17 protein-coding genes are annotated in these 18,004 nt (G+C 39.0%); all 17 read left to right on the top strand.

Annotated elements, in window-relative coordinates; all coding sequences use genetic code 11:
* Positions 1-2 precede the first annotated feature (2 nt).
* The 17 genes from EPL02_RS15270 to EPL02_RS15190 all read left to right on the top strand — a co-directional run bounded on the left by EPL02_RS15270 (position 3) and on the right by EPL02_RS15190 (position 17,925).
* Positions 3-263, top strand: a complete 261-nt coding sequence (locus EPL02_RS15270) for a DUF3243 domain-containing protein (protein WP_094912527.1) — start codon at positions 3-5, stop codon at positions 261-263.
* Between the two features lie 395 nt (positions 264-658).
* Positions 659-1,450, top strand: a complete 792-nt coding sequence (locus tag EPL02_RS15265; RefSeq protein ID WP_035320247.1) for a DUF3388 domain-containing protein — start codon at positions 659-661, stop codon at positions 1,448-1,450.
* A 12-nt stretch (positions 1,451-1,462) separates the two neighbouring features.
* Positions 1,463-2,395: a helix-turn-helix domain-containing protein gene (locus EPL02_RS15260; RefSeq protein ID WP_286175464.1), complete on the top strand. Its 933-nt coding sequence runs from the start codon at positions 1,463-1,465 to the stop codon at positions 2,393-2,395.
* Positions 2,396-2,482: 87 nt separating this feature from the next.
* The gene (gene pgsA / locus EPL02_RS15255) at positions 2,483-3,067 is read left to right on the top strand and encodes a CDP-diacylglycerol--glycerol-3-phosphate 3-phosphatidyltransferase (RefSeq protein ID WP_094912525.1); all 585 of its coding nucleotides are present in this window, start codon (positions 2,483-2,485) and stop codon (positions 3,065-3,067) included.
* A gap of 13 nt (positions 3,068-3,080) precedes the next feature.
* The gene (locus EPL02_RS15250; RefSeq protein WP_094912624.1) at positions 3,081-4,319 is read left to right on the top strand and encodes a competence/damage-inducible protein A; all 1,239 of its coding nucleotides are present in this window, start codon (positions 3,081-3,083) and stop codon (positions 4,317-4,319) included.
* Between the two features lie 251 nt (positions 4,320-4,570).
* Positions 4,571-5,608 (top strand): recombinase RecA, encoded by a 1,038-nt coding sequence (gene recA / locus EPL02_RS15245; protein ID WP_094912524.1) that lies wholly within the window; start codon positions 4,571-4,573, stop codon positions 5,606-5,608.
* Between the two features lie 278 nt (positions 5,609-5,886).
* Positions 5,887-7,449 carry a ribonuclease Y gene (rny, locus tag EPL02_RS15240; protein WP_163070847.1) on the top strand — a complete coding sequence of 521 codons (1,563 nt, stop codon included), beginning with the start codon at positions 5,887-5,889 and terminating at the stop codon, positions 7,447-7,449.
* Between the two features lie 59 nt (positions 7,450-7,508).
* Entirely contained in the window at positions 7,509-8,306 is a 798-nt protein-coding gene (locus EPL02_RS15235) for a TIGR00282 family metallophosphoesterase (protein WP_094912523.1), read from the top strand.
* A gap of 235 nt (positions 8,307-8,541) precedes the next feature.
* Entirely contained in the window at positions 8,542-8,802 is a 261-nt protein-coding gene (gene spoVS / locus EPL02_RS15230) for a stage V sporulation protein SpoVS (protein WP_003181955.1), read from the top strand.
* 78 nt (positions 8,803-8,880) lie between these two features.
* Positions 8,881-9,795 carry a dipeptidase gene (locus EPL02_RS15225; RefSeq protein WP_131888178.1) on the top strand — a complete coding sequence of 305 codons (915 nt, stop codon included), beginning with the start codon at positions 8,881-8,883 and terminating at the stop codon, positions 9,793-9,795.
* A 179-nt stretch (positions 9,796-9,974) separates the two neighbouring features.
* Positions 9,975-11,732, top strand: coding sequence for a 2-oxoacid:acceptor oxidoreductase subunit alpha (locus tag EPL02_RS15220; protein WP_131888177.1), 1,758 nt, complete (start codon positions 9,975-9,977; stop codon positions 11,730-11,732).
* Positions 11,719-12,585 carry a 2-oxoacid:ferredoxin oxidoreductase subunit beta gene (locus tag EPL02_RS15215; RefSeq protein WP_131888176.1) on the top strand — a complete coding sequence of 289 codons (867 nt, stop codon included), beginning with the start codon at positions 11,719-11,721 and terminating at the stop codon, positions 12,583-12,585. Before EPL02_RS15220 ends, EPL02_RS15215 begins: the two co-directional genes overlap by 14 nt.
* A 159-nt stretch (positions 12,586-12,744) precedes the next feature.
* Positions 12,745-13,788 carry an L-threonine 3-dehydrogenase gene (gene tdh, locus EPL02_RS15210; RefSeq protein WP_131888175.1) on the top strand — a complete coding sequence of 348 codons (1,044 nt, stop codon included), beginning with the start codon at positions 12,745-12,747 and terminating at the stop codon, positions 13,786-13,788.
* Positions 13,789-13,807: 19 nt separating this feature from the next.
* The gene (locus EPL02_RS15205; RefSeq protein ID WP_131888174.1) at positions 13,808-14,986 is read left to right on the top strand and encodes a glycine C-acetyltransferase; all 1,179 of its coding nucleotides are present in this window, start codon (positions 13,808-13,810) and stop codon (positions 14,984-14,986) included.
* A gap of 230 nt (positions 14,987-15,216) precedes the next feature.
* Positions 15,217-16,746 carry a tRNA (N6-isopentenyl adenosine(37)-C2)-methylthiotransferase MiaB gene (gene miaB / locus EPL02_RS15200; RefSeq protein WP_094912517.1) on the top strand — a complete coding sequence of 510 codons (1,530 nt, stop codon included), beginning with the start codon at positions 15,217-15,219 and terminating at the stop codon, positions 16,744-16,746.
* A gap of 1 nt (position 16,747) precedes the next feature.
* On the top strand, positions 16,748-17,179 hold the full coding sequence (locus EPL02_RS15195; RefSeq protein WP_094912516.1) for a YlbF/YmcA family competence regulator: 432 nt from the start codon (positions 16,748-16,750) through the stop codon (positions 17,177-17,179).
* Between the two features lie 200 nt (positions 17,180-17,379).
* The gene (locus tag EPL02_RS15190) at positions 17,380-17,925 is read left to right on the top strand and encodes an outer spore coat protein CotE (RefSeq protein ID WP_094912515.1); all 546 of its coding nucleotides are present in this window, start codon (positions 17,380-17,382) and stop codon (positions 17,923-17,925) included.
* Positions 17,926-18,004: the final 79 nt, after the last annotated feature.

Raw genomic sequence — 18,004 nt, 5'->3', positions numbered from 1 at the left:
TCATGTCAGTATTAGACAATTGGGGTAACTGGAAAAACTTTTTAGGCGATCGCTTACATCATGCTCAAAACGAAGGAATGAACAACGAGGTAATCAACGACTTAGCATATCAAATTGGTGGCTATCTAGCGAACCAAGTTGACGCAAAAAACGAACAAGAAAAAATATTAGCAGACTTATGGAGCGTTGCTTCAAAAGAAGAGCAACATGCAATTGCTAATATGATGGTAAAGCTTGTTCAAAATAACGGTTCTGCTAATTAATGTAAAGATGTTAATGAAGCGAACAAAAGAAGGAGTCGACTCAAATTTGTTTGAGAAACGACTCTTTTTTATTTATAAATAATTCACTCATAAGCAAAGGTAGAAAGTACAGCGCTTACAATAAGAACATTTACATAAGAAATAGGTTTTACACTTTATAATTTAATGAAAATCATTTATATTTAAATTATGTGAAAAAAGGGGAAACATAACAGCGAGCGCCATTTTAGAAACTCGCATTTTTAACATATCTAATAACAGCTTCTCCGAGTGGTGTTTGAGGTGATTTGTTAATCGTTCTTCAAGCATTTTTGTGCTGTGAATGAGTGTTTTGCTATGTTCATTCTATTATTGGATTAGGTTTAGACGGAACAAATGGGATGAGGAGGGGTTTCGTGAACAAAATTGAGTGGTACTTAGAATATCAAATACAGAAAAATCGACCTGGTTTATTGGGAGACATCTCGTCTCTTTTAGGTATGCTGGCAATTAACATTGTTACAATTAATGGGGTAGATGACAAAAGGCGTGGCTTGCTATTACGGTGCGATTCCCATGAGCAAATTGAACGGCTTGAATCTATTTTGAAAACAATGGATAATATTGTTGTGACAAAGATGCGTCCTCCAAAGCTACGAGATCGTTTAGCTGTTCGTCACGGTCGTTATATTCAACGAGATGCTGATGATAAAAAGACATTTCGTTTTGTGCGAGACGAACTTGGCTTGCTAGTGGACTTTATGGCAGAGCTTTTTAAACAAGATGGTCATAAATTAATTGGCATCAGAGGAATGCCTCGCGTTGGTAAAACGGAGTCGATTGTTGCTGCTAGTGTTTGTGCGAATAAGAGATGGTTATTTGTGTCATCAACGCTGTTAAAACAAACAATTCGCAGTCAACTAATTGAAGATGAGTATAATTCTAATAACATCTTTATTATTGATGGTATTGTATCAACAAGAAGGGCGAATGAAAAACACTGGCAGCTCGTTCGTGAAATTATGAATGTGCCTGCAACAAAGATTGTTGAGCATCCTGATGTATTTGTACAAAATAGTGAGTATACGCTGGATGACTTTGCGTATATCATTGAATTACGAAATGATCCAGATGAAGAAATTACATATGAAGTCATTGAAGGATCGCAAATGTTTCCAAACGGTGGATTATCCATGTTTGATTTTTAGCATAATTGGTAGGTGTTAATATTGACAGAGTTAGGGCAAAGGTTAAGACAAGAGCGAGAAAATAAAGGGATGTCGCTAGAAGATTTACAAAAAAACACAAAAATTCAAAAGCGCTATTTGATTGGTATTGAAGAAGGTAATTATGATGTCATGCCAGGGAAATTTTATGTGCGAGCGTTTATCAAGCAGTATTGTGAAGCTGTAGGGTTGAACCCCGATGACATTTTTGATCAGTACAAAACGGATATTCCAACGACTCAAACCGATGATATTCCACAGCCTTTATCTCGTGTTCGCAGTCGAAAAGAAATCCCCCAAAATACGAAAGCATCAAAAGCAGCAGATTACTTACCGACGATTTTAGTAGTTGCTGGTGTGCTGGTAGTCGGAATTATCATTTGGGTGATTGCTCAAAATATTGTATCCGGTCGTCAAGAAGATCAAGTTGCAAATACTGAACAAACAAATAACGAAGTGCAACAATCCCAAGAGCAGCAAGCATCTAATGAAGATCAAGCTGCAAAAGAAGCGGCAGAAAAAGAAAAGGCAGAAAAAGAAAAAGCTGCTAAGGAAGACGAAGAGAAAAAAGAAGAAGAAAAAGAAGAAACACAGCAAGCTTATAAAGAAGTTCAAAAGTCAGGTCGCAACGGAACGTATGAGTTGTCTGGAACAGATGAGTTTAAGCTAGAAGTATCGTCTACTCAAGCTGATACATGGTTGGATGTAAAAAATGGTAAGGGGAATTCATTTTATAATGCCATGTTGAAAAATGGTGAAACAAAAGAATTCGACTTAACAAAAGAAAGTGAAGTTCGAGTGAATATTGGCTTCTCACCAGGGGTACAATTAAAAATTAATGGCCAAGACGTTAGTTTACCATTTGATGCTAACCAACAAATTAGACAAGTTGTAACGATTAAATATGAGCCGGAAAAAGCTCAATAACTAGCTTAAAAGTATTAAAAATGGTTAAGTCGTGCCGACAACAGTTTGCACGACTTCCGTTTTTGTATGTAATTGGAGGAAACAATAGTGAATTTACCAAATAAGATTACAATCTCTCGAATTTTTTTAATCCCACTTTTTTTAATTTTAATGATGGCACCATTACCTTTTGGCGAAGTTAGCGCTGCTGGAATGGATGTGCCAATTGCTCATCTACTAGGGGCAGCGTTATTTATTATTGCGTCTACAACAGACTGGATCGATGGATACTACGCTCGTAAATATAATTTAGTTACAAACCTTGGGAAATTTTTAGATCCGCTAGCAGATAAGCTATTGGTTTCAGCAGCGCTGATTGCTATTGTAGATTTGGACTTGATTGCCGGTGCAGGTTGGGCTGCAATTATTATTATTAGCCGTGAATTTGGAGTAACAGGCTTACGTTTAGTTCTCGCTGGAGAAGGAGAAGTCGTTGCTGCAAATATGCTAGGTAAAATTAAAACGTGGACACAAATTATTGCTATTTCAGCTATTTTACTTTATAACTTACCTTTTGAATTTGTGTCATTTCCATTTGCAGCAATTGCCCTGTGGATTTCTGTTGTATTTACAGTAATTTCTGGATGGGATTACTTTGCAAAAAACAAGCAAGCATTTGTTAATTCAAAATAATGGGGATGATTTGATGAACGCGGAAATTATTGGAGTAGGTTCAGAGCTTTTGCTAGGCCAAATTGCCAATACAAACGCGCAGTACCTATCTAAAAAATTTGCAGAGCTTGGTATTAATGTATACTATCATACGGTAGTTGGCGATAATGAAAGCCGATTAAAAGAAGCTATTTTGACCGCTCAAAAGCGTGCGGATTTGATTGTATTTACGGGCGGGCTTGGTCCGACAAAAGACGACCTTACCAAAGAAACAATTGCATCAGAACTAGGTGTCTCACTTGTAACAGATCACAAAGCGCTTGAAAGTATTGAATCGTACTTCGAAAAAACCAATCGAACAATGACGCCTAATAATAGGAAGCAAGCAATTGTACTTGAAGGTGCAACAATACTGCCAAACGATTATGGAATGGCACCGGGAATGGGTATTACGGTGAATGGTATTGACTACATGTTGTTTCCTGGTCCGCCAAAGGAACTTTATCCTATGTATGAGTCGTATGGACAAGCATATTTAGCAGAAAAGCTAGATATAAAAGAGCAAATTGAGTCTCGTGTTTTACGTTTCTTTGGAATTGGAGAGTCTCAGTTAGAAACAGATATTGAAGATTTATTAGATGCACAAACAAACCCAACCATTGCACCGTTAGCTGCTGATGGAGAAGTAACGCTTCGCTTAACGGCTAAGCATGAGGATGTGGCCGAGGCCCATCGAATGCTTGATGAAGTAGAAAAGCAGATTATGAATCGTGTAGGAGAGTTTTTCTATGGATATGACCTGACGTCTCTACAAGCAGAGCTCATTGCTACGCTTCAAGAACAACAAGTGACGGTTGCTTCAGCTGAAAGCTTAACTGGCGGCTTGTTCAGTGGGACGCTGACAAGCATTCCTGGATCTGGAGATGTTGTAAAAGGCAGCATCGTTGCTTATCAAACCGAGATAAAGCACCACGTATTACATGTAGCAAAAGAAACCCTAGAGCGAGACGGAGCAGTTAGCAAGAGGTGCGCAGAAGAAATGGCCGTTGGTGTGAAAAAACTGACAGGCTCTGATATTGGCATTAGTTTTACAGGCGTCGCTGGTCCGTCTAAGCAAGAAGATAAGGAAGTTGGTACAGTTTATATTGGTATAGCTTTTAAAGATGAGAAAACACGCGTATATCCGTTAAAGCTTACGGGCAGTCGTGATGGTATTCGTAAACGTACTGTGAATTATGGAAGCTATTATCTTTTACAACTTCTGAAACAGTGATATATTGAAATGGTTTAGTCCCTCCTTGTATATAAGGAGGGATTTTTCCTTCACAAATATTCACTTTTTTCTTTTAATATAGTCCCAGCCTTCAAAATAAAAAAATCGAACATTTATTCGCTTTTTGCTTGTCAAATGACTTGAAAGCGAGTATAGTTATGTATAGAAAGTTAATTAAAACGTCATTGCTACTACAACGTAGTAATCTTAAATTATAAAAAAAAGCAAGCAAGTATAGAGGAGGAAATCGAGTGAACGATCGTCAAGCAGCCCTTGATATGGCTCTAAAACAAATTGAAAAGCAATTCGGTAAAGGTTCAATTATGAAATTAGGAGAGCAAACTGAACGTAAAATTTCAACTGTGTCTAGTGGTTCTCTAGCGTTAGATGTTGCGCTTGGTGTAGGTGGATATCCGCGAGGGCGTATTATTGAAGTTTATGGTCCAGAAAGTTCTGGTAAAACAACAGTTGCACTTCATGCAATTGCAGAAGTGCAACAGCAGGGCGGACAAGCAGCGTTTATCGATGCTGAGCATGCGCTAGATCCGGTTTATGCACAAAAGCTGGGTGTTAATATTGATGAGCTTCTTTTATCACAGCCTGATACAGGTGAACAAGCTCTTGAAATTGCTGAAGCGTTGGTTCGTAGTGGAGCGGTTGACATTCTAGTTATTGACTCTGTTGCAGCACTTGTGCCTAAGGCTGAAATTGAAGGTGAAATGGGAGATTCTCACGTTGGTTTACAAGCTCGTTTAATGTCTCAAGCACTTCGTAAGCTGTCAGGTGCTATTAATAAATCGAAGACAATTGCTGTTTTCATTAACCAAATTCGTGAAAAAGTTGGCGTTATGTTTGGTAACCCTGAAACAACGCCAGGTGGACGTGCGCTTAAGTTTTACTCTTCAGTGCGCCTTGAAGTTCGTCGTGCTGAGCAGTTGAAGCAAGGTAACGATATTGTGGGAAATAAAACAAGAATTAAAGTTGTCAAAAACAAAGTAGCACCACCATTCCGCGCAGCTGAAGTGGATATTATGTACGGAGAAGGAATTTCGAAAGAAGGAGAAATTTTAGATATTGCTTCTGATTTAGATATCGTACAAAAAAGTGGAGCTTGGTATTCTTATAACGAAGAACGTTTAGGTCAAGGCCGTGAGAATGCGAAACAATTCCTAAAAGAGAATATTGATATTCGCCAAGAAATTGCTGGTCAAGTTCGTGAATATCATGGATTAGATGAAGCGGCAGAGCAAATGCCTGAAGACGATGGTCAAGATGAATTGAAAATTTAATGGCATTTCTTTTGCTTAAAAAAGACTCTTTTTTAAAAAAGGGTCTTTTTTTTGAAAAAAATGTTAATCATAGTGATAGCAAGCGCATGAATTTTCGTGACATAGCATTTTCATAGGCTTGACAATAAAAATGGACAGACTTACAATTAAGATGTATATTTTCCCTTTTTAAAACATTTTAGCGTTTAAAAGCCTTTGTGTGTATATTGAAAGGTGAAGACGATATACATGCCGACATGAAATTAAAAACTTACAAGTTTATAGCAAGGGGAGGTGAAATGATGGATATAATTACAATCATCTTCGCTTTGCTTGGCCTAATCGTCGGTGCAGTTGTTGGCTTTTTTGTTTGTAAATCGATTGCTGAAGCTAAGGTTGCGGGAGCAAAGTCAAATGCAGAACAAATTATCGATGATGCAACCCGTGAAGCGGAAGCTTTGAAAAAGGAAGCTTTATTAGAAGCGAAAGATGAAATCCATCAGCTTCGTACAGAGGCAGAACTAGATATTCGTGATCGTCGAGCAGAACTTCAAAAACAAGAAAATCGATTAATGCAAAAAGAGGAAAATCTTGATCGTAAAGACGAGTCACTTGATAAACGTGAAGCGGCACTTGAAAAGAAAGATAATTCTCTTACTGTTAAACAACAGCATATTGAAGAGATGGAAAGCAAAGTTGAAGAATTAGTCAAGGCTGGTCAAGCGGAACTAGAACGCATTTCAGGCTTAACGAGAGACGATGCACGAGCGATTATTTTAGATCGTGTTGAAAATGAACTTTCCCATGATGTTGCGATGATGGTGAAAGAAACAGAAAATCGTGCAAAAGAAGAAGCCGATAAAAAGGCTAAAGAAATTCTTTCGCTTGCGATTCAGCGTTGTGCAGCAGATCACGTAGCTGAAACAACGGTTTCAGTTGTTAACTTACCAAACGATGAGATGAAAGGTCGAATCATTGGTCGAGAAGGTCGAAATATTCGTACATTAGAGACATTAACAGGTATTGATCTTATTATTGATGATACACCAGAAGCAGTTATTTTATCAGGTTTTGACCCTATTCGCCGTGAAACGGCACGTATCGCCTTGGACAAACTTGTTCAGGATGGACGTATTCACCCAGCTCGAATTGAAGAGATGGTTGAGAAATCTCGTCGTGAAGTAGATGAGTATATTCGTGAGGTTGGTGAACAGACGACGTTTGAAGTTGGAGTTCATGGCTTGCATCCAGATTTAATGAAGATACTAGGTCGTTTGAAATTCAGAACGAGCTATGGTCAGAACGTCTTAAAACATTCGATGGAAGTTGCTCATTTAGCTGGATTGATGGCTTCTGAACTTGGTGAAGATGCTACGCTTGCGAAGCGTGCAGGTTTGCTTCACGATATTGGAAAAGCAATCGACCACGAGGTAGAAGGAAGCCACGTTGAAATTGGCGTCGAGCTAGCTACGAAATATAAAGAGCATCCTGTTGTTATTAATGCAATTGCTTCACACCATGGTGACACAGAACCGACATCAATTATTGCTGTTCTAGTTGCTGCAGCAGATGCGTTATCAGCTGCAAGGCCGGGTGCTAGAAGTGAAACGTTAGAAAACTACATCCGTCGCTTAGAAAAGCTTGAAGAAATTTCTGAGTCTTATGAGGGTGTTGAAAAATCATTTGCTATTCAAGCAGGACGTGAAGTCCGCATTATGGTTAAACCAGATACGATTGGTGACTTAGAAGCGCATCGCTTAGCGCGTGATATTCGCAAACGCATAGAAGATGAACTAGACTATCCTGGTCATATTAAAGTAACAGTAATTCGAGAAACACGAGCTGTTGAATACGCGAAATAAGTAAAATAAAGTGGCGATTGCCACTTTATTTTTTTGAGTCAGAAATAAGGAGCTAAAAGATGAGAATTTTATTTATTGGAGACGTTGTTGGTTCTCCAGGCCGAGATATGGTAGAAGAATATTTACCACGATTAAAGAGAAAATATGCGCCAGGCTTAACAATTGTAAATGGTGAAAATGCTGCGTCTGGAAAAGGAATTACGGAAAAAATATATCGGGCATTTTTACAAGCTGGTGCAAATGTAGTCACGCTTGGTAATCACGCATGGGATAAGCGTGAAATCTTTGATTTCATTGATGATGCTAAGAACTTAGTGCGTCCAGCGAATTTTCCAGAGGGAACGCCTGGAAAAGGAATTACATATGTAACCTACAATCAATATGAAGTAGCTGTTATTAACTTACAAGGTCGAACGTTTATGGCCCCCCTTGACTGCCCGTTTAAAAAGATTGATGAGTTAATTGAACAAGCAAAGCAACGTACGCCAATTATTTTTGTTGATTTTCATGCCGAAACCACAAGTGAGAAGCAGGCGATTGGCTGGTACGTAGATGGTCGCGTAAGTGCTGTAGTTGGAACTCACACGCATGTTCAAACAGCTGATAACCGTATTTTACCTCAAGGAACTGCATATATTTCAGATGTTGGAATGACAGGTCCTTATGATGGTATATTAGGCATGGAGCGAGAAGCAGTAATGAAGCGTTTCTTAACATCGCTTCCAGTTCGCTTTGAAGTTCCAAAGGAAGGTCGAACGCAGCTGAGTGGAGTTATTATTGACCTTGATGAGAAAACAGGTCAAGCTAAAAAAATTGATCGGATTTTAATTAATGATGATCATCCTTTTTTTGAATAAATGAGATAAAAAAAGTGGTATGTTTCTGTGGAGGCGTACCGCTTTTTTTGTCGTTTTACTGAGCGAAAAAGAACAAAGATTAGCGAATATGTACAAACGACAAGTTTTTAAACAATTAGAGAAAACAAGCAGGAATACGTTTACTATTTCGTGAATATAGTATCATTGAAATCAATTAAGTCATTGGTCTAATGATCTCTCATCATACATTGTAAAGAATAAGGAGGAGTTAGATATGGAAATTTTAAAGGTTTCGGCGAAGTCTAACCCGAATTCAGTTGCTGGTGCTTTAGCCGGAGTATTGCGCGAACGTGGTGCAGCTGAAATTCAGGCGATTGGCGCTGGTGCACTAAATCAGGCAGTAAAAGCAGTCGCAATAGCTCGAGGTTTTGTAGCGCCAAGCGGTGTCGACTTAATCTGTATTCCTGCTTTTACCGATATTCAAATTGACGGGGAAGAACGGACAGCGATTAAACTCATCGTTGAACCTCGTTAATCATAAAATGGACGGGACCTGCTAGGTATAACCTAGCAGGTCTTTTTTGTAGATAATAGATTGAAAGGAGTAGAGGAAATGATTTTCGATGCGCATTGTGACGTGTTAGCCAAGTTATGGTGGAATCAACATTTATCTGTGGAAAATAGCCCGAACCTCCATACAACGATTGATGGAATGAAGCAAGCAGGTGGTAAAGTACAAATATTTGCTATCTTTATTCCAGAAGCTGTTCCAGCAGAGCAGCAGTTTGACGTGGCTCTTGAAATGGTGCAGCTCTTTAAAAAGCATATTATTAGCTCTCCGAACGTTAAGTGGATTCGATCACAGGAGGATATTGTACGTTTAGGGAAGAAAGAAATAGGCGCAATGCTTAGTTTAGAAGGGTGTGATGCTATTGGAGTTCATCTCGTTCGTTTACAAACGCTATTTGCTTTAGGGGTTAGGTCAGTAGGTCTGACATGGAACTATGCGAATGCGGCATGCGATGGTATTCTAGAACCACGTGGTGCCGGTTTGTCTAGCTTTGGCAAAGAGATTGTAAAGGAAAATAATCGTCATAAAGTCTGGACCGATGTTTCTCACTTATCAGTGCAAGGCTTTTGGGATGTATTAGAAGAATCGGATTTCGTTGTCGCAACTCATTCAAACGCGTATTCACTGTGTTCGAACCCGAGGAATTTACGCGATGATCAAATTGATGCCTTACTGAAAAAAAAGAGTGTTATTGGCATTACCTTTGTCCCGCAGTTTTTAACGGATAAAAATGAAGCGACCGTGGATGATGTATTAAGACATCTGGATTATATATGTAGCAGAGGAGGAGAGTATTCAGTTGGATTTGGCTCAGACTTTGATGGTATTGATCAAACAGTAGTAGGGCTAAGTAAATTTAAAGATTATCACAATCTAATTAACCAACTACATAAGCATTATTCAGCGGACCAAGTGCATCGATTTTTATTTTCAAATTTTGTGCAACGATTACCATAATGAACCTAGTAAATACGGTAAAAATATAAATCTGTGAATTATGTGGAAAGGGTTGCATTTTAGCGCATGTGGGAATAGAATTGTAGACGGATTAAGAAACTTAGTATTTTATTGCTCACTTTTAGAATGATTTCATTAGAAAGAAGAGCAATCTTGACAGAATAAAAGGAGTGGCTTAGATGGTAAAGCAGCTTTCATGGAAAGTTGGCGGTCAGCAGGGTGAAGGAATCGAAAGTACAGGTGAAATTTTCTCAACTGCCTTAAATCGATTGGGATACTATTTATACGGCTATCGTCATTTTTCTTCACGTATTAAAGGTGGACATACAAACAATAAAATTCGTGTAAGTACAACGCAAGTGCGTTCTGTATCAGATGATTTAGATATTTTAGTAGCGTTTGATCAGGAAACAATCGATGTGAACGTACATGAGCTTCGTCAAGGTGGCATTGTCATTGGAGATGCGAAGTTTAAACCAGCACTTCCTGAAAACTGTACAACAGCAACGTTGTATTCCGTACCGTTTACCGAAATTGCAACTGAACTTGGAACGTCTTTAATGAAGAACATGGTAGCAGTAGGAGCGTCAAGCGCTGTTTTACATATTGATACAAATGTATTCGAAGAAGTAGTATTAGAGATTTTTGGTCGCAAAGGACAACAAGTTGTTCAAAAGAATATGGAAGCTATTAAACGAGGCGCAGAATATATTCGTGAGCAGCTTGGTGAGAATTTAGAAACGATGAGACTTGAACCAGCAGATGGACAAAAGCGTATGTTTATGATTGGAAATGACGCTATAGCTTTAGGTGCTGTAGCAGGTGGAGCGCGCTTTATGCCTGCATATCCAATTACGCCTGCATCAGAAATTATGGAGTATTTAATTAAAAAGCTTCCGCAGTTTGGCGGTACGGTTATTCAAACTGAGGATGAAATTGCAGCGTGTACAATGGCAATTGGTGCAAACTATGCCGGCGTTCGTGCCTTAACAGCATCAGCGGGTCCTGGGCTATCTCTTATGATGGAGTCAATTGGTCTTGCAGGGATTACAGAGCAGCCAATCGTTATCATTGATACACAGCGTGGAGGCCCAAGTACAGGATTGCCGACAAAACAAGAACAATCCGACTTAATGGCAATGATCTACGGCACTCATGGTGAAATTCCGAAAATCGTGATGGCGCCAAGTACGGTTGAAGAAGCCTTCTATGATACAATCGAAGCATTTAACCTAGCTGAAGAATACCAGTGTCCTGTTATTATGCTGACGGATTTACAACTTTCACTTGGAAAACAATCTGTGAATCCTCTAGACTATAGTCGCATTCAAATTCGCCGAGGAAAGCTTCAAAACGATGAGCTTCCTGAGCTGGAAGCGAAAGAATACTATAAGCGTTACGAAGTGACAAAAGATGGCGTTTCTCCTCGCGTTATTCCTGGTATGAAAAATGGTATTCATCACGTAACAGGAGTTGAACATGATGAAACAGGAAAGCCTTCTGAGTCACCAATCAACCGTAATAACCAAATGGATAAGCGTATGAGAAAGCTAGACAACATTCAGTTTAAAACACCAATTCATCTACATTCAGATGAATTTGATTCAGATGTCTTATTCGTTGGCTTTAATTCAACAAGAGGGGCAATTGAAGAAGCGATGGAGCGTTTAGAAGCAGACGGACTTCGCGCCAACCATGCGCATATTCGCTTGATTCATCCGTTCCCTGCTGATGAAATTCTTCCTTATGTAAATGGAGCGAAGAAGGTCGTTGTAGTGGAAAATAACGCTACGGGCCAATTAGCCAATATTTTAAAGATGAATGTCGGTAATCACCATAAAGTGCAGAGTATCTTAAAGTATGATGGAAATCCATTTTTACCGCAAGAAGTCTACGCAAAAAGTAAGGAGATGTGCTTGATTAATGGCAACGTTTAAAGATTTTCGTAATAGTGTAAAACCTAACTGGTGTCCAGGGTGTGGAGATTTCTCGGTTCAAGCAGCAATTCAACGTGCATCGGCCAACGTAGGACTAGAACCACATGAACTAGCAGTTATTTCTGGTATTGGATGCTCTGGGCGTATTTCGGGTTACATTAACTCATACGGATTTCATGGTATTCATGGACGTGCGCTACCAATTGCGCAAGGTGTGAAAATGGCTAATCGTGATTTAACGGTTATTGCTTCTGGTGGAGATGGCGATGGATTTGCCATTGGTATGGGGCATACTGTTCATGCAATTCGCCGTAATATTGATGTGACATATATCGTAATGGATAACCAAATTTATGGCTTAACAAAAGGGCAAACATCTCCTCGTAGCGATGTAGGCTTTAAGACAAAGAGCACGCCGGAAGGTTCGATTGAATCATCTTTGTCTGTTATGGAACTTGCTTTAACATCTGGTGCAACTTTTGTGGCACAGAGTTTTTCAACTGATTTAAAAGAGCTTACAAGTTTAATTGAACAAGGTATTCAGCATAAAGGATTTTCTTTAATTAACGTATTCAGCCCATGCGTAACGTATAACAAAGTGAATACGTACGATTGGTTTAAAGAGAATTTAACAAGCCTTAAAACAATTGAAAACTACGATCCATCAAATCGTATGCAAGCGATGCAAACATTAATGGAACATAATGGGTTAGTAACAGGGTTAATTTATCAAAATACTAACCAACCTTCTTATCAGCAGCTTGTGCATGGTTATAGCGACCAGCCACTTGCTGATTCTGATTTAATGATGTCGGAAGAGAAATTTAAAGAACTTGTAGCTGAATTTATGTAAATGAAAAAACCTTCTTGATGAGTCAAGAAGGTTTTTTTGATATTTTTTCTCTCGTGGTGACATATGTATATGTGGAGAGGACTCGCTTATTTACCTAAATTTAAAAAGGTGTTAATATATTTGTGATGAAAGCGTTTTTATAAAAAGGGGATGTGCACCATGGGTGGAAAAATGAAAGCGTTGATAAAGGATAAGAGGGGATTTGGAGCTGCTTTAACTGAAGTTAATATTCCATCAATTGCAGAAGACGAAGTATTAATTAAAGTGAAAGCAACTTCAATTTGCGGTACAGACGTTCATATTTATAAATGGGATAAATGGGCATCTTCACGCGTCAACCCTCCTTATGTGTTCGGTCATGAATTTTCGGGAGAAGTTGTTCAAGTTGGTCAAAATGTAGCGGGCGTACAGATTGGGGACTCTGTTTCGGCTGAAACGCATATTGTATGTGGACGGTGCATGCAGTGCTTGTTAGGTAACGCTCATATTTGTCAAAAAACAAAAATTATTGGTGTTGACCGAATGGGCTGCTTTGCTGAGTATGTAGCTGTACCAGCTCAAAATATTTGGAAAAACCCTAGTCACTTATCTCATGACGTTGCATCTTTGCAGGAACCGCTTGGAAATGCAGTTCATACAGTTTTAAATGATAGTATTGCAGGTAAATCTGTCTTAGTAATAGGATGTGGGCCTATTGGTTTAATGGCCGTAGCCGTTGCAAAAGCTTCTGGAGCATCTCTTGTGGTAGCGATGGATGTGAATGAGTATCGCTTGAGCTTGGCTAAGGACCTTGGATCTCATGTTGCCCTTAATCCTCTTGAACAAGATCCGATAGAGGTTGTCAATAAGTTGACAAGTGGTAATGGTATAGATGTTGTCTGTGAAATGTCAGGCCAGTCCACAGCAATGAATCAAGGATTTAAGATAGTTGCAAATGGGGGAAGAGTATCTATTTTAAGTTTACCAACGGCACCTGTTTCCATTGATGTGACGAATGATATTGTATTTAAAGGGGTAACAGTTCAAGGCATTACAGGGCGTAAAATGTTTTCAACTTGGTATACAGTTTCTAATTTATTGGCAGGAAATCAGTTGAATATGAACGAACTAATTACGCATCGTTTGCCACTAGAAGATTATGAAAAAGGCTTTGAGCTCATGATGGAAGGAAAATGCGGGAAAGTTGTATTCATTTTAGAATAGTTGAAAGGGGAAGGGTCAAATGAGAGGGTTTGAATTTTTAGATCAAGAGCTACAGGAAATGAAAAAAGCAGGTACTTTTCGCAACTTGATACCAATTGAGTCTGAACAAGGATCAAAGGTGCAGATTAATGGGCAGAAGCTTATTCAGCTATCGTCAAACAATTATTTAGGATTAACATCTCATCCTAAAATGAAGAGCGCAGCTATTGAAGCAGTTCAGAAATATGGTGCCGGTACGGGATCTGTGAGAACCATTGCAGGAACATTTTCTATGCACGAGGCACTGGAGAAAAAATTAGCGAAATTTAAGCATACGGAGGCAGCGCTTGTGTTTCAATCTGGTTTCACGACGAATCAAGGCGTGCTTTCATCCATTTTAACAAATGAAGATGTGGTGATTTCTGATGAACTAAATCATGCATCCATTATTGATGGGATTCGATTAACAAAAGCTGCTCGTAAAGTATATAAGCATGTGAATACGGAAGATTTGGAGAGAGCGCTTAAAGAATCAAAAGACTATCGTAAACGGATTATCGTAACGGATGGTGTATTCTCAATGGATGGTAACATTGCACCGCTTCCCAAAATTGTTGAGTTAGCTGAACAATATGATGCTCTTGTGATGGTAGACGATGCTCATGCCTCCGGAGTGCTTGGTGAGAATGGTCGAGGTACAGTCAATCATTTCGGTTTGGATGGACGCGTTCATATTCAAGTAGGGACGCTCAGTAAAGCAGTTGGTGTTCTTGGTGGTTATATTGCGAGCTCTCAGACGTTAATTGATTATCTAATTCACAAAGGCCGACCGTTTTTATTTAGTACTTCTCATCCACCGGCAGTGACGGCTGCATGCAGTGCGGCTATTGATGTCTTGCTTGAAGAGCCGGAGCTCATTGAGACACTATGGGAAAACACAGCCTTCTTTAAAAAAGGGTTGTCTGAGCTAGGTTTTGATATCGGGCACAGCGAAACGCCTGTTACACCCGTTATTATTGGTGATGAAGCATTAACGCATAAGTTTTCAGAAAAGCTAGCAGAAGCAGGTGTCTTTGCTCAAGGGATTGCGTTTCCAACGGTTGCTAAAGGAAAAGCTAGGATTAGAACAATCGTAACGGCTCAGCATACAAAGGATGAATTAACAGCTGCTCTTACTGCTTTTGAAAAAGTAGGAAAAGAGTTAAAGATTTTAGTATAAACGTCAAGAAAATACTGCACCCCGCAGTATTTTCTTTTTTACAGGTGAAGGGTATGTTATTGTGTTCAATAGATGAAAGTTATATACTAATATAATGTGATTCTGTTTCATTTTTTTGTATGAATAAAGACAAAAAATAAAAACATGAATGGCATTTTTTTTACGAGTTTATCAAGAAACACATAAAAATGAAAAAATTAGTAAATGTGCACGTTGAAAGGAGCTTTTACATGAACGAAAAACAACGTTTAGAAAGTGGACAAGTAACTCCAGCGGACAAAAAATCCGAGAAGGATTACAGTAAATATTTCCAAACAGTATATATGCCACCTTCTTTAAAGGATGCAAAAAAGCGTGGTAAAGAAGAGGTTGCTTATCATAACGACTTTTCTATTGAAGAGCGTTTCAAAGGTATGGGACAAGGCCGTAAGTTTTATATTCGTACATACGGCTGTCAAATGAACGAGCATGATACGGAAGTAATGGCAGGGATTTTCTTAAGCCTAGGCTATGAGCCAACTGACTCCGTTCAAGATGCCCATGTTATTTTATTAAATACATGTGCCATTCGCGAAAACGCTGAGAACAAAGTTTTTGGTGAGTTAGGCCATTTAAAGGCTTTAAAGCGTGAGCGTCCAGACTTACTAATCGGAGTATGTGGCTGTATGTCACAAGAAGAATCCGTTGTTAATAAAATCTTACAAAAGCATCAGCATGTTGATATGATTTTCGGAACACATAACATTCATCGTTTACCTCATATTTTAAATGAAGCATACATGGCAAAAGAAATGGTGATTGAAGTATGGTCGAAAGAAGGAGACGTTATTGAAAACCTTCCTCGTGCAAGAAAAGGCAGCATCAAAGCATGGGTTAATATCATGTACGGCTGTGATAAATTCTGCACGTACTGTATCGTTCCTTACACGCGTGGTAAAGAGCGAAGCCGTCGTCCGGAAGAAATCATTCAAGAAGTGCGCCACTTAGCCGCTCAAGGTTATAAAGAAATTACGCTGCTTGGTCAAAACGTAAATGCATACGGAAAAGACTTTGAAGATATGGAATACGGTCTAGGTGACTTAATGGATGAGATTCGTAAAATTGACGTTCTGCGTATTCGCTTTACAACAAGTCATCCACGTGACTTCGACGATCGTTTAATCGAAGTGTTAGCAAAAGGTGGAAACCTAGTTGATCACATCCATCTACCAGTTCAGTCAGGTAGCTCAGATATTCTGAAAATCATGGCACGTAAGTACTCACGTGAACACTACCTAGAGCTTGTTCGCAAAATCAAAGAAGCAATTCCAACAGCGTCTCTTACGACAGATATTATTGTTGGCTTCCCTAATGAAACGGATGAACAGTTTGAAGAAACGTTATCACTATACCGTGAAGTTGAATTTGATAGTGCTTATACGTTCATCTATTCTCCTCGCGAAGGTACGCCAGCTGCTAAAATGAAAGACAACGTGCCAATGGAAGTGAAAAAAGAGCGTCTTCAGCGTTTAAATGCGCTTGTAAACGAAATTTCTGCGAAGAAAATGCAGGAATACGAAGGTCGTGTTGTCGAAGTATTAGTGGAGGGTGAAAGTAAGAACAACCCAGATGTGTTAGCGGGCTATACTGAAAAGAATAAGCTTGTAAACTTTGTAGCACCACAATCAGTAATCGGTCAAGTTGTAAAAGTGAAAATTACAAAAGCTAAGACATGGTCTTTAGATGGAGAGATGGTAGAAGAAGCAGCAGAGGTGAAGTAAAATGTCGCAGTATACAAAAAGTGATGTGATTGCTAGAGCGAAAGAGCTTGCAAAAATGATTTCTGAAACGGAAGAAGTCGAATTCTTCAAGCGTGCAGAAGCTCAGCTGAACGAAAACCAAAAGGTTCGCGAAAAAATTGCGAGCATTAAAAGTTTGCAAAAACAAGCGGTGAACTTTCAGCACTATGGAAAAACCGAAGCGTTAAAGCAAGTGGAAGAAAAAATCGATCGAATTCAAGCTGAGCTGGATGAGCTGCCAATTATTCAGCAGTTTCAAGATTCTCAGGTTAATGTTAATGATTTGCTTCAGCTTGTCGCGAGTACAATCTCAAATACAGTCACTGATGAAATCATTGTGGCAACAGATGGTGACTTACTTCGTGGTGAAACAGGCTCAAAAGTCCGTAACACTCCGGGGGCAAGCTGCCATTAATAAAAAACTCCTAGCGGAAGCTGGGGGTTTTTTATGTTGTACAATTTTCTCTGGAATAATTGTCACATTTCTCTAAGGTGTTGCATACAATGAAACATAGGTTTTTTATGTCTTTAACCTAGTTTTACAAAATAATGTGCAAACAAGCGATAGAATCTGCATAGGATGAAATGAAGATAGTTTGAGGAGGGTATGCTCACATGTCACAACACTATAGAGAAATTATTACAAAAGCAGTCGTAGGTAAAGGGCGTAAGTTTACGCAGTCATCACACACGCTTACACCACCGAACCGACCGACGAGCATTTTAGGTTGCTGGGTAATTAACCATCAGTATGATGCTAAAAAGCGCGGAAATACAGTTGAAGTGGACGGCAAATATGATATTAACGTCTGGTATTCTTACAAAGATAATACAAAAACAGAAGTGTTTACAGAAACGGTTCACTATCGTGATGTGATTAAGCTCCGCCAGAAAGATGACGATGCTTTTGGAGATGATTGTGAAATTATCGTACGAGTGCTACAGCAACCAAATTGCCTTGAATGCACGATTTCACCAAACGGCAATAAAACGATTGTCCAAGTAGAGAGAGAGCTTTTAGCTGAGGTAATCGGAGAGACAAAAGTATGCGTAGCCGTTAATCCAAAAGGATGCGATGATGGTGATGAGCTTGATTTAGATGTTGATGATGATGAATTTGAAGACCTCAATCCAGATTTCATTTTAGGTGACGATGAGTAACTAGGAAGAATTTCTTCCTAGTTTTTTTATGTGCACCAAAAGTGATTAGCAAGTTTTACAATCATGAAGTTTTTCGCAA

Source organism: Bacillus sp. CBEL-1 (genome assembly GCF_004348885.1).
In the GTDB taxonomy this organism is placed as follows: Bacteria; Bacillota; Bacilli; order Bacillales; family Bacillaceae_H; genus Priestia; species Priestia aryabhattai_A.
The sequence above is the reverse complement of the archived record's forward strand: the minus strand, read 5'-3'. Positions and strand labels throughout refer to the sequence as shown.